Source organism: Stutzerimonas stutzeri (assembly GCF_000935215.1).
Taxonomy (GTDB): domain Bacteria; phylum Pseudomonadota; class Gammaproteobacteria; order Pseudomonadales; family Pseudomonadaceae; genus Stutzerimonas.
Genome location: NZ_JXXD01000187.1, coordinates 1 through 11,541, shown reverse-complemented (window position 1 = coordinate 11,541; position 11,541 = coordinate 1). Strand labels below are relative to the sequence as shown.

The window sequence follows — 11,541 nt, the reverse complement described above, 5'->3', positions numbered from 1 at the left end:
AGCGCCTGCACCGGGGTGCCGATCAGGGTCTCGAGGTTGCGCGGATTGCTCACGCAACCACCGGCCACCGTCACCACCCGCGAGATCAACGGCCGTCCGTGGCGCAGCGCCTGCTGGATCGCATACACCGTGCCGGCGTTGTGCACCAGCACGCCGACGTCGGTGCTGCGTCCGCCGGCCGGCACCTCGCGGCCAGTGACCTGGCGGATCAGTTGCTTGGCCGAGCCCATCGGGTAGAGCGCCGGCACCGCCACCACCTCGATGGCGCCATAGGGCTCGCTCGCCGCGCGCATGGCCGCCAGCGCTGCCGGCTTATTGTCCTCGATGGCGATGACGATGCTGTAGGCGCGCAGGATGTGCTGGATCAGCCGTGCGCCGTCTACCACCGCCTCGGCGCGCTCGCGCATCAGCCGGTCGTCGCAGCTCAGGTACGGCTCGCATTCGCTGCCGTTGACCAGCACGGTCTTGATCTCGTGCCGGGTACCTTGCTTGAGCTTCACCGCCGCCGGGAAGATCGCCCCGCCGAGCCCCACCACGCCGGCATCGGCGACGCGCTGGGCCAGCCGTTGCGGGTCCTCGGCGAAGGGATCGGTCGGCACGTCGAGGTCGATCCAGCGCTCGTCGCCATCGCATTCGAGGACGATGCCGTTGACCTTGAGCCCGGACGGATGCGGTGCATCGATCGCCCCGATCGAGACAATGCGCCCGGAGCTCGGCGCATGGATCGGCGCCGACAGCTCGGTCGGCGAACCGGCCAGCAGTTGCCCCTTGAGCACCCGCTCGCCTTCCTTCACCAGGGACAGCGCCTCGGCCCCGGCATGCTGGCGCAACGGCAGGTAGAGGCGCGGCGGCAGCGGCTGCACGGCGATGCCCAGGGCGGCCGAGCGGTCCTTGTGGGCGGCGGGATGGATGCCGCCGCGAAAATGCGCGAGGTTGAACATTGTCGACTCCCGGGGTCTGTCGCCCCCTACTCATCAGGCGTAATCAGGCGGCCCGGGGCTTGGCCCAGCGCCAGTGGTCCAGCGTCGGCTCCTGGGGCGCCAGGGCGATGCAGTCTTCCGGGCAGGCCTCCAGGCACTTGCTGCAGCCGGTGCAGGCATTGCTCAGCACGCAATGGATCTGTCCATTGGCGCCGACGATGGCGCCGGTCGGGCAGGCGCGAAAGCAGCGCGTGCAGCCGGTGCACTCGGCCGCATCGATGCGTGCCAGCATGGGCGCGGCGAGCGCGCTGGCATCCAGCGGCACACCCAGCAGTTCGGCCAGGCGCTCGGCCAGCGCGGCGCCGCCGGGTGGGCAACAGGTGACCGCGGCGCTGCCCTCGACCAGGGCGCTGGCCGCCGCGCTGCAACCCGGATAGCCGCACTGCCCACACTGGCTGCCCGGCATCAGCGCCTCGATTTCCTTGATCAGCGGGTTCTCCTCCGAGACCGCCAGATAGCGCGCCGCCAATCCGAGGCCGCCACCCAGCAACAGGCCCATCAGTGCGAGAACCAGAATCGCGCCCAGCATTGCTCCTCCTCGCCAGCCTAGCCGGCAGTGCATTCAGATCAGGCCGGCGAAGCCCATGAAGGCCATCGCCAGCAAACCGGCGGTGACGAAAGCGATCGGCGCACCGGCGAAGGCCGCCGGCACGCTGGCCATGGCCAGCCGCTCGCGCAGGCCGGCGAAGATCACCATGACCAGGGTGAAGCCCAGCGCCGAGCCCAGGCCGAACAGCCCCGCCTCGGCCAGCCCGTGGCCTTCGCGCACGCTGATCAGCGGCACGCCCAGCACGGCGCAGTTGGTGGTGATCAAGGGCAGGTAGATACCCAGCGAACGGTGCAACGGCGGGCTGACCTTGCGGATGATCATCTCGATCAACTGCACCATGCCGGCGATCACCAGGATGTAGGACAGGATGCGCAGGAAGCCGATGCCCAGCGGCAGCAGCACGTAGTGTTCGAGCAACCAGCTGCTGATGCCGCCCAGGGTCATCACCAGGGTCGTCGCCAGGCCCATGCCCAGCGAGGGGTCGAGCTTGCCGGACACCCCCATGAACGGACACAGGCCGAGGAAGTAGACCAGCACCACGTTGTTGACCAGCACGGTGCCGATCAGGAACAGCGCATATTCCATGAGCCCTCTCCGCTGTATGGCGTTGCACCGTTGTCGGGCAACGCGATGTCGCGAAGGGGTTTTGCATCAAGCATGCCACGCCCCGCCGGGCGTCCCGGAGCGCCCCGAGAGCCCGGGATTCGTTGATGCAGATCAACGAATCCCGTGATAGCGCAACCCCTGGCGACGCTGGCGCGACGGACTTTGTGGGGTTTGCGACAGGCCGGGAGAAGTGCGCGCGCCTCCCTGTGGGTTTTGCAACAGCCCAGCGGCACCTGTCGGGGCAGAAATCCATCTGCACAGCGTATTTACGGCTCCGCAGGGCTGTCGGCAAGGAATGTGACCGACGGCACGCGGTTTGCAAAACCCTAAGGGGTTTGTTGCCGTTTCATTCGCAGCTCGCGAACGGCAACAGCCCCCTAACCGTATGGCTTTGCAACGGATACCGGCGCACAGACGTCGGCTTCGCCGCATCGATGAGGACATGCACATGACCCAGGCCACCCCCGAGCGCGACGCGGGGCAACCCGCTGCGTCCGATGGATTGGCGCCCGAAGTGTTCCAGCAAGCCGTGGAGCACGCGCCGATCGCCATTTCCATCACCGATCTGAAGGCCAACATCCTCTATGCCAACCGCGCCTTCAGCGCCATCACCGGCTACGACAGCAGCGAGGTGATCGGCAAGAACGAATCGGTGCTGTCCAACGGCACCACCCCGCGGCTGGTCTACCAGGCGCTCTGGAGCCGCCTGGCGCAGAAAAAGGCCTGGTCCGGCATGCTGGTCAACCGGCGCAAGGACGACAGCTGCTACCTCGCCGAGCTGACCGTGGCGCCGGTGCTCGACGAGCACGAGCGGACCATCCATTACCTGGGCATGCACCGCGACAGCAGCGACCAGCACAAGCTCGAACAGCGCGTCAGCAACCAGCGGCTGATCATCGAGGCGGTGGTCGACAGCGCACCGGCGGCCATCGTGGTGCTCGATCACGCCCTGCGCATCCGCCTGTCCAACCCCAGCTTCAACCGCCTGGCCGCGGAACTCGGCGACCAGGCCACGCCCGCGCAACTGGTGAGCCTGCTGCAGGACAACCTCGGCGGCGCCATCGAGGCGCTGAAGGCGCATGGCCAGGCCTTCACCGGCAAGGAAGTCACCTTCGACCTCGGCGGCCACACACCGCGCTGGCTGTCCTGCCATGGCCGCGCCATCCTCATCGAAGGCGAACGCGCCGACGACTTCTTCGACCCGGGCGAGGAAAACTACCTGCTGCTGACGGTCAACGACATCACCGGGCTGCGCCAGCAACAGCAGGCCTCCCAGCTCAACGCCCTGAAGGTGCTGATGGCCGAGGAAGAGCTGCTCGACGGCATGCGCGAAACCTTCAACGGCGCCATCCACCGCCTGCAGGGCCCGGTCAACCTGATCAGTGCGGCGCTGCGCATGCTCGAACGACGCCTGGGCGACAGCGCCGAGGGCGATCCGGTGCTCAGCGCCATGCGCGAAGCCAGCCAGGCTGGCATGGATGCGCTGGAAAGCCTCAGCGGCTCGATTCCGCAGCGCCGGGCCGGCGGCTGCGTGCCGGTCAACATCAACCAGCTGATCCGCGAAGTGGTCAGCCTGATGACCGACCAGTTGCTCGCCCAGGGCATCGTCGTCGACTGGCAGCCGGCGCTGCGCCTACCCTGGGTGATGGGCGCCGAAGGCCGGCTGCGCAGCATGATCAAGCAGCTGCTGGAAAACGCCATCGAGGCCATGAGCCAGAACCAGGACAACCCGCGCACGCTGTCGATCGTCACCCGTGTCCAGGGCCAGCGGGTGGTGCGCCTGGAGATCGCCGACAGCGGCCCGGGCATCGCGCCGGAGCTGGCGCTCAAGGTATTCGAACCCTTCTTCAGCACCAAGCCGCCGCACAAGACCGGTCGCGGCATGGGCCTGGCCATGGTGCAGGAAACCGTCACCGAGCATGCCGGCACGGTGCATATCGATAGCGGCTACGACCAGGGCTGCAGGATCGTCGTCGAACTGCCCTTCTCGGCCAGCTGACAGGGGAAGCTCGCATGAACGCCACATTCGCCGAACGCCCCAGCGCGCCAACCCGCAACGAACTGCTGGATGCCCAACTGCAGGCGCTGGCGCAGATCGCCCGCATCCTTAACCGCGGCCGGCCCATCGAGGAACTGCTGGCCGAGATCCTCGCCGTGCTGCACGAAGACCTCGGCCTGCTGCACGGGCTGGTCTCCATCTGCAACCCGAAGGACGGCAGCCTGCAGGTGGGCGCCGTGCACAGCGACTCCGAAACCGTGGTACGGGCCTGCGAAAGCACCCGCTACCGCATCGGCGAAGGCGTGTTCGGCAACATCCTCAAGCATGGCAACAGCGTGGTGCTCGGGCGTATCGACGCCGAACCGCGCTTTCTCGACCGACTGGCGCTGTACGACATGGACCTGCCCTTCATCGCCGTGCCGATCAAGGCCGTCGACGGCACCACCATCGGCGTGCTGGCTGCCCAGCCCGACCGCCGCGCCGACGAGCTGATGCCCGAACGCACCCGTTTGATGGAAATCGTCGCCCGCCTACTGGCGCAGACCGTGCGCCTGGTGGTGAACCTCGAGGACGGCCAGGAAGTGGTCGACGAGCGCGACGAGCTACGCCGCGAAGTCCGCGCCAAGTACGGCTTCGAGAACATGGTGGTGGGCCACACCGCCTCCATGCGCCGGGTTTTCGACCAGGTTCGACGGGTCGCCAAGTGGAACAGCACCGTGCTGATCCTCGGCGAATCCGGCACCGGCAAGGAGCTGATCGCCAGCGCCATCCACTACAACTCACCGCGCGCTCACCAGCCGCTGGTACGCCTGAACTGCGCCGCGCTACCGGAAACCCTGCTCGAATCGGAACTGTTCGGGCACGAGAAAGGCGCCTTCACCGGCGCCGTGAAGCAGCGCAAGGGACGTTTCGAACAGGCCGACGGCGGCACCCTGTTCCTCGACGAGATCGGCGAGATCTCGCCGATGTTCCAGGCCAAGCTGCTGCGCGTGCTGCAGGAAGGCGAGCTGGAGCGCGTCGGCGGCACCCAGACGGTGAAGGTCAACGTGCGCATCGTCGCCGCCACCAACCGCGACCTGGAGCACGAGGTGGAGCAAGGCAAGTTCCGCGAAGACCTCTACTACCGCCTCAACGTCATGGCCATCCGCGTCCCGCCGCTGCGCGAGCGCAGCGCCGACATCCCGGAACTGGCCGAATTCCTCCTCGACAAGATCGCCCGCCAGCAGGGTCGCAAACTCAAGCTGACCGACAGCGCCCTGCGTCTGCTGATGAGCCACCGCTGGCCGGGCAACGTGCGCGAACTGGAAAACTGCCTGGAACGCTCGGCCATCATGAGCGAGGATGGCACCATCAGCCGCGACGTGGTCTCCCTCACCGGCCTCGACCACGACGCCACGCCGCTGGCGCCGGTCCCCGAAGTCGACCTCGCCGACGACAGCCTCGACGACCGCGAGCGCGTCATCGCCGCGCTGGAACAGGCCGGCTGGGTCCAGGCCAAGGCCGCCCGCCTGCTCGGCATGACGCCCCGGCAGATCGCCTACCGAGTGCAGACGCTGAACATTCATATGCGCAAGATCTGAACGACCCGCCCGACTCCCGGGTCGGGCGGCGCAGCGTTCCCCATGCATGGCGCTTCCCGCGAAGCCTTGTGCCCACTACGCATCACTAGCAGGGCACGCCATGACCGACCACGACAACCAGCGCTGGCTGCAACTCTGGCGCGAGCGCCGCACCGATTTCCACCAGCACGGTGTCAACCTGCTGCTCAGCCGCTTCTGGCCCGCGTTCGCCCCGGCCACGCCCAGCCGCGTGTTCGTCCCGTTGTGCGGCAAGAGCCTGGACATGCTCTGGCTGGCCGAACAGGGCCACGACGTGATCGGCGTCGAACTGAGCCCTCTGGCGATCGAGGCCTTCTTCAGGGAAAACCACCTGCCCCCCAGCAAGCGCCGGCAGGGCCGCTTCACTCTGTGGAGACATGGCCGCATCGGCATTCTCTGCGGCGACTACTTCGCCCTGAGCGACGCCGACCTGGGGCCGGTCGACAGCGTCTACGACCGGGCCGCCCTCACTGCCCTGCCGCCCATCCTGCGCAGCCGTTACGTGGCGCAGTTACGGCGGATCGTGCCCGATACCGCCAGGGTCTTCCTGCTGACCCTGGAAGATGCGGAGGCAGACGCCACCCTGCAGCAGGCCCTGGGCGTGGACGAAGAACTGGCGGCGCTGTACACGGCCGGCTTCGAGATCGCCCTGGCCCATGTGGAAAGCCTGTTCGAGCCGGACCCGCAAAACGGCGCGCCGCGCCGGGTGGAACACAAGGTGTACCAGCTTACCGGGAAAAGGCCGGCGAGCCCGGAAGCGGACGGTCGAGCGGCGGAAACCGAAGACTGAAGCGAGCGGAATCGCGCGCGATCCGCCGGCGCGACACCAGCGTGCCTAGGTGCGCCCCGTGTTCAACCGGAATAAATGGGACGCTCCGCTTCAGCCCACCCGGCATAACCATCGCCGTCCCTGACGCAACGCGTCAGGAGCGTCGGGTGGAAGGCAGCAGGATCGTCAGGATGCCGAGCAGCGGCAGGTAGGAGCACAGCCGGTACACGTACTCGATGCCGTGGATATCCGCCAGGTGACCGAGCAGCGCGGCACCGATACCGCCAAAACCGAACATCAGGCCGAAGAAGACACCGGCGATCATGCCGACGTTGCCCGGCACCAGTTCCTGGGCGAAGACCACGATGGCGGAGAACGCGGAAGCGAGAATGAAGCCGATGACCATGCTCAGGATGCCGGTCCAGAACAGATCGACGTAGGGCAGCGCCAGCGTGAAAGGCGCTACGCCGAGGATGGAAAACCAGATCACCTTCTTGCGGCCGATCCTGTCGCCGACCGGGCCGCCGAAGAAGGTGCCCGCCGCGACGGCACCGAGGAACAGGAAAAGGTAAAGCTGGGAATTGGCCACCGACAGGCCGAACCTCTCGATCAGGTAGAAGGTGAAGTAGCTGGTGAAACTGGCCATGTAGAAATACTTGGAGAACACCAGCAGCGCCAGCACCACCAGCGCGAGCCGCACCCGCCCCCTGGAAAGGCCATGGGTCGCCTGGCCGCCCTGCTTGAGCCGGAACAGATTCAGGTGGTTGCGATACCAGCGGCTCAGTCCGTAGAGCACCCCGATCGCGAACACCGCGAACAGGCTGAACCAGGCGACGCTGCCCTGCCCGTACGGAATGACGATGGCCGCCGCCAGTAGCGGGCCGAAGGCGCTGCCGGCGTTGCCGCCGACCTGGAAGGTCGACTGCGCGAGGCCATAGCGACCACCCGAGGCGAGGCGCGCGACGCGCGAGGCTTCCGGATGGAAGGTCGAGGAGCCGATCCCCACCAGGGCCGAGGCCATGAGGATGGACGCGAAGGGGCCGACGAAGGCCAGCATGAGGATGCCGACCAGGGTGCAGACCATGCCGGCGGGCAGCAGCCACGGCTTGGGATGGCGGTCGGTGTGGTAGCCGACCCAGGGCTGCAGCAACGACGCGGTGAGCTGGAACGTCAGCGTGATCAGGCCCACCTGGGTGAAGGTCAGGCCGTAGTTGGCCTTGAGCACGGGATAGATAGACGGGAGCACCGCCTGGATCAGGTCATTGATCAGGTGCGCCAGGGCGCAGGCGCCGATCACACGCATGACCAGCGGACTGGCCTGGCTGGCGACCGAGGCGGTCGCCGCTGTAGTGGTACTGCTGGACATCGCAAGTCATCCGGACAGGAAAAAGAGGAACGCAAGGTCATCCGGCACGCAGCTGAACGTCGCCGACACGATCGGGCGCGGGAAAAGCCGCTGGCCCAAGAGCATTTCCCGAGCGCTGGCGGCTATCCTAGATATCCATGAAATTGCCTGTCTCGCTCGATATGGGCTGACACTCTCGCGAAAAGGGAATCATGTTCAGGCCCTTGGAAAAATTGCTGGCCGAAGTGGACGAAGAGCCCTGCACGGTCATCAGCAGCGCGACCGATTACCCGGAGGGATGGTTCATCGAACCGCACTCCCACGCCAAGCATCAGCTGATCTACGCCATCGAAGGCGTGATGGTGGTGCACACCGCATCGAGCCAGTGGACCGTGCCGCCCAGCCGGGGCATCTGGATGCCCTGCGGGCAGGTCCACTCGATTCGCTGCGTGGGCTCGCTGAAGATGCGCAGCGTCTTCGTGCGCACCGACGCGGTTCCGCACCTGCCGCACGAGACCCGGGCCGTGAGCATTTCCGCGCTGCTGAGCGAGCTGATCAAGAGCTCCATCGGCATCAGGGCGCCCTACGCCCCCGACTCGCGCGAGGCCAGGATCATGCGCCTGATCCTCGACGAGCTCAGCCTCCTGCCGGCCTTGCCCCTGCAACTGCCGCAGCCGGCCGATCGACGGATCGGCACGATCTGCTCGACCTTGCAGAACGATCCGGGCGACGGCTCGACGCTGGCGGACTGGAGCGAGCGGCTGAACCTCGATGAAAAGACCATCCAGCGGCTGTTCCGCAAGGAAACCGGCATGACCTTCGGCCGCTGGCGCCAGCAGGCCCGGCTGCTCCTGGCACTGGAACGCATCGCCGTGGGGGAGCGGATCATCGACGTCGCGGGCGCCCTGGGCTACGACAGCCCGAGTGCGTTCGCCACCATGTTCAAGAAACAGTTCGGCACGACGCCGAGCCAGTTCTTCAGATGAGGTACCGCCCGGGGACTTGCAGGAGCCAGCTTGCTGGCGATCCGCCGCACGCCGCTGATCGCCGGCAAGGACTCGGCGTCCCCGGGCTCCTATGGGGTCACCACGCTTACCCTGCCTCCGGCAACCTCGCGATCACCTTGACCTCGAACTGGAAACCATAGAGCCAGGTCACGCCCACGGCGGTCACCGTCGGGTGTGGCGCCTCGCCCCAATACTCGGACAACACCACCTTCCAGGCCCGCTCGAAGATCGCCTCGGGGTCGACCATGAAGAGGGTCACGTCGACCACATCGTCGAACGTGCAGCCCGCTTCTTTCAGGATCGCGTTCAGGTTGTCGAAGGCGCGCCGGACCTGCGCCTCCAGTTGCGGCTCGGGCGAGCCGTCCTCGCGGCTGCCGACCTGCCCGGAAACGAACAGGAAACCGTTGGAACGGATCGCCGGCGAATAACGATTGAGCTCGTAGAGCGCCTGGCGCCCGGCTGGGAAAACGACGTCACGCTTGGCCATGAGAGTTCCTCCATCGATGGGCCGTACCGGCCGTGATTGACCATGGAGGGGACTGTAGGCCGGCCCAGCGCCTGGATAAACTCGCAAGCCCAGCCAACACTGTTTGCAGATTCCAAACAATCGACGGGCAACAGGAGCAACGATGGACCGTTTCGATGCGATGCAGGCCTTCGCCCGCGTGGTGGAAACCGGCAGTTTCACCAAGGCGGCCGAGACCCTGCACATGAGCAAGACCAGCGTCACGCAGCTGGTGCAGCAACTGGAGGCGCGGCTGCGTGTCCGCCTGCTCAATCGCACCACGCGCAAGGTTAACGTCACCGCCGACGGTGCCGCCTACTACGAGCGCGTGGTGCGCCTGCTGGCCGACATGGACGATGCCGAGACCAGCCTGTCCGGCGCCTCGACCTTGCCCCGGGGGCGCTTGCGGGTGGACGTGCCCAGCCCGCTGGCGCGCATGATCCTGGTGCCGGCGCTACCGGCCTTCCACGCACGCTACCCCGATATCCAGCTCGACATGGGCGTGAGCGATCGTCGGGTCGACCTGATCGACGAGAACGTCGACTGCGTGGTGCGCGACGGCGACATCACCGACCAGTCGCTGGTGGCCCGCCGCGTCGGCGACCTGCGCCTCGGCGTCTACGCCGCGCCGGGCTACCTGGAACGCGCCGGCACGCCCCGGCACCCACGCGAGCTGGAAAACACCCACCACCGCATCGTCGGCTTCCTCTGGGCGCGCGCCGGCAAGGTCTTTCCCTACGCCATGCACGGCAACGGCGAACGCGTCGAGGTGCTCGGCCAGTACGTGCTCGCGGTCGACGACGGCAACGCCTACCTCGCCGCCGGCCTGGCCGGCCTCGGCATCCTCTGGCTGCCGGACTACATGGCCAAGGAGCATCTGGCGCGCGGCGAACTGGTGCTCCTGTTCGAACACTGGCAACTCGAGCCGATGCCCCTGTACGTGGCATTCCCGCCGAACCGGCACGTCAGCGCCAAGCTGCGGGTGTTCATCGATTGGGTCGCCGAACTCATGGCGCAACATGCGCCCATCATCGACCGGCGGCCGTGAGCGAGATGAACCAGCCAGCGCCGCGCCGGTCAGCCCGCCAGGGCCGCTTCGATCGCCGCGACGTCGATCTTTCTCATGGTCATCATGGCGTCGAACGCACGCTTGGCCGCGGCTCGATCGGGATGGGCGATCGCCTCCGTCAGGACACGCGGCGTGATCTGCCACGACAGCCCCCACTTGTCCCGGCACCAGCCGCATACGTTCTCCTCGCCGCCGTTTGCGACGATGGCGTTCCACAAGCGGTCCGTTTCGGCCTGGTCGTCGGTCGCCACCTGGAACGAGAACGCCTCGTTGTGCTTGATCCCCGGCCCGCCGTTCAGCCCCAGGCAGGGGATGCCCATCACCGTGAACTCGACCGTCAGGACGTCGCCCTGATGGCCCGCCGGATAGTCGCCGGGCGCGTGCAGCACAGCGCCTACCGCGCTGTCCGGAAACGTCTCGGCATAGAACCTTGCAGCCTCCAGAGCCGCGCCGTCGTACCAGAGGCAAATGGTGTTCTTGCTGATCATCTGGGTTCTCCGAAATGGTGGGCGACAGGGGCATTCTAGTCGCCGACGCCCAGCCCTTCCGGGCAGCCGACGTACTGCCATGGCACGTGGCCGAGGCCGCCCCGTTCGAGCCGTGAGCTGCTATTTTCATGAGTCCGGCAAGCACGCGGCTCCCGCTCCGGGAAAGCCCGTACCGCCTGGCCCAGAGGAGATGCAACATGGCGCGATTCACTGGTGGTTGCCTGTGCGGCGACGTCCGCATCGTGGCGTCGGGCCGCCCATACCGGGTCGGCCTTTGCCATTGCCTCGACTGCCGCAAGCATCACGGGGCCCTGTTCCACGCCTCGGCGATATTCCCCCAGACGGCGGTGACGGTCACGGGCGAGACACGCGACTACGCCGGGCGGTTCTTCTGTCCCCGCTGCGGCTCGTCCGTCTTCGCGCGCACCGCGGACGAAATCGAAGTGAGCCTGGGAGCCCTGGATGCCCCCGACCAGCTGATGCCCACCTACGAGCTCTGGACCGTCCGCCGCGAGTCCTGGCTGCCGGCGTTTCCGCTCACCCACCATTACGTGCGCGATCGCGACGCCAGCGGGCGCCTCGAGGAGTAGCCCGGCACCAGCGGGCCGGGGCGCTGGTGCGGATC

At 67.0% G+C, this 11,541-nt stretch carries 12 protein-coding genes; 6 read left to right on the top strand and 6 right to left on the bottom strand.

Annotated elements, in window-relative coordinates; translation table 11 throughout:
- The 3 genes from rsxC to rsxA all read right to left on the bottom strand — a co-directional run.
- A partial coding sequence (gene rsxC, locus LO50_RS18330; protein WP_044315902.1) for an electron transport complex subunit RsxC occupies window positions 1-941 on the bottom strand: 941 nt, incomplete at its 3' end.
- A gap of 43 nt (window positions 942-984) precedes the next feature.
- Window positions 985-1,509: an RnfABCDGE type electron transport complex subunit B gene (locus tag LO50_RS18325; protein ID WP_044315901.1), complete on the bottom strand. Its 525-nt coding sequence runs from the start codon at window positions 1,507-1,509 to the stop codon at window positions 985-987.
- A 33-nt stretch (window positions 1,510-1,542) separates the two neighbouring features.
- Complete coding sequence (gene rsxA, locus LO50_RS18320) at window positions 1,543-2,115, bottom strand: electron transport complex subunit RsxA (protein WP_042921239.1); 573 nt, start codon at window positions 2,113-2,115, stop codon at window positions 1,543-1,545.
- A gap of 469 nt (window positions 2,116-2,584) precedes the next feature.
- Between rsxA and nifL the strand changes: the two genes are divergently transcribed.
- The 3 genes from nifL (at window position 2,585) to LO50_RS18305 (ending at window position 6,523) form a co-directional block, all read left to right on the top strand.
- On the top strand, window positions 2,585-4,135 hold the full coding sequence (gene nifL / locus LO50_RS18315) for a nitrogen fixation negative regulator NifL (protein WP_041755411.1): 1,551 nt from the start codon (window positions 2,585-2,587) through the stop codon (window positions 4,133-4,135).
- Between the two features lie 14 nt (window positions 4,136-4,149).
- Window positions 4,150-5,715 carry a nif-specific transcriptional activator NifA gene (gene nifA / locus LO50_RS18310; RefSeq protein ID WP_042921240.1) on the top strand — a complete coding sequence of 522 codons (1,566 nt, stop codon included), beginning with the start codon at window positions 4,150-4,152 and terminating at the stop codon, window positions 5,713-5,715.
- A 100-nt stretch (window positions 5,716-5,815) separates the two neighbouring features.
- Window positions 5,816-6,523 (top strand): thiopurine S-methyltransferase, encoded by a 708-nt coding sequence (locus LO50_RS18305; RefSeq protein WP_044315900.1) that lies wholly within the window; start codon window positions 5,816-5,818, stop codon window positions 6,521-6,523.
- Between the two features lie 133 nt (window positions 6,524-6,656).
- Here LO50_RS18305 and LO50_RS18300 read toward each other — a convergent pair whose 3' ends face one another.
- A complete protein-coding gene (locus tag LO50_RS18300) occupies window positions 6,657-7,868 on the bottom strand; it encodes an MFS transporter (protein ID WP_044315899.1) in 1,212 nt (403 codons plus the stop codon).
- 191 nt (window positions 7,869-8,059) lie between these two features.
- On the opposite strand from LO50_RS18300, the gene LO50_RS18295 reads away from it, so the two are divergent.
- Window positions 8,060-8,833, top strand: coding sequence for an AraC family transcriptional regulator (locus LO50_RS18295; RefSeq protein ID WP_020307279.1), 774 nt, complete (start codon window positions 8,060-8,062; stop codon window positions 8,831-8,833).
- A gap of 106 nt (window positions 8,834-8,939) precedes the next feature.
- Here the strand turns inward: LO50_RS18295 and LO50_RS18290 are convergent, their stop codons facing one another.
- The gene (locus tag LO50_RS18290) at window positions 8,940-9,341 is read right to left on the bottom strand and encodes a RidA family protein (protein ID WP_014596151.1); all 402 of its coding nucleotides are present in this window, start codon (window positions 9,339-9,341) and stop codon (window positions 8,940-8,942) included.
- A gap of 142 nt (window positions 9,342-9,483) precedes the next feature.
- Between LO50_RS18290 and LO50_RS18285 the strand changes: the two genes are divergently transcribed.
- On the top strand, window positions 9,484-10,407 hold the full coding sequence (locus tag LO50_RS18285) for a LysR family transcriptional regulator (RefSeq protein ID WP_044315898.1): 924 nt from the start codon (window positions 9,484-9,486) through the stop codon (window positions 10,405-10,407).
- A 29-nt stretch (window positions 10,408-10,436) separates the two neighbouring features.
- Here LO50_RS18285 and LO50_RS18280 read toward each other — a convergent pair whose 3' ends face one another.
- Complete coding sequence (locus tag LO50_RS18280; RefSeq protein WP_011912486.1) at window positions 10,437-10,916, bottom strand: VOC family protein; 480 nt, start codon at window positions 10,914-10,916, stop codon at window positions 10,437-10,439.
- A gap of 197 nt (window positions 10,917-11,113) precedes the next feature.
- Between LO50_RS18280 and LO50_RS18275 the strand changes: the two genes are divergently transcribed.
- Complete coding sequence (locus LO50_RS18275) at window positions 11,114-11,506, top strand: GFA family protein (protein ID WP_020307275.1); 393 nt, start codon at window positions 11,114-11,116, stop codon at window positions 11,504-11,506.
- Window positions 11,507-11,541: the final 35 nt, after the last annotated feature.

Excerpts from the sequence above, each read along its gene's own strand:
- LO50_RS18325 (WP_044315901.1), bottom strand. The coding sequence starts at position 1,509 with ATGCTGGGCGCGATTCTGGTTCTCGCACTGATGGGCCTGTTGCTGGGT.
- rsxA (WP_042921239.1), bottom strand. The coding sequence starts at position 2,115 with ATGGAATATGCGCTGTTCCTGATCGGCACCGTGCTGGTCAACAACGTG.
- LO50_RS18285 (WP_044315898.1), top strand. The coding sequence starts at position 9,484 with ATGGACCGTTTCGATGCGATGCAGGCCTTCGCCCGCGTGGTGGAAACC.
- LO50_RS18280 (WP_011912486.1), bottom strand. The coding sequence starts at position 10,916 with ATGATCAGCAAGAACACCATTTGCCTCTGGTACGACGGCGCGGCTCTG.
- LO50_RS18275 (WP_020307275.1), top strand. The coding sequence starts at position 11,114 with ATGGCGCGATTCACTGGTGGTTGCCTGTGCGGCGACGTCCGCATCGTG.
- nifA (WP_042921240.1), top strand. The coding sequence starts at position 4,150 with ATGAACGCCACATTCGCCGAACGCCCCAGCGCGCCAACCCGCAACGAA.
- LO50_RS18305 (WP_044315900.1), top strand. The coding sequence starts at position 5,816 with ATGACCGACCACGACAACCAGCGCTGGCTGCAACTCTGGCGCGAGCGC.
- LO50_RS18300 (WP_044315899.1), bottom strand. The coding sequence starts at position 7,868 with ATGTCCAGCAGTACCACTACAGCGGCGACCGCCTCGGTCGCCAGCCAG.
- LO50_RS18295 (WP_020307279.1), top strand. The coding sequence starts at position 8,060 with ATGTTCAGGCCCTTGGAAAAATTGCTGGCCGAAGTGGACGAAGAGCCC.
- nifL (WP_041755411.1), top strand. The coding sequence starts at position 2,585 with ATGACCCAGGCCACCCCCGAGCGCGACGCGGGGCAACCCGCTGCGTCC.
- LO50_RS18290 (WP_014596151.1), bottom strand. The coding sequence starts at position 9,341 with ATGGCCAAGCGTGACGTCGTTTTCCCAGCCGGGCGCCAGGCGCTCTAC.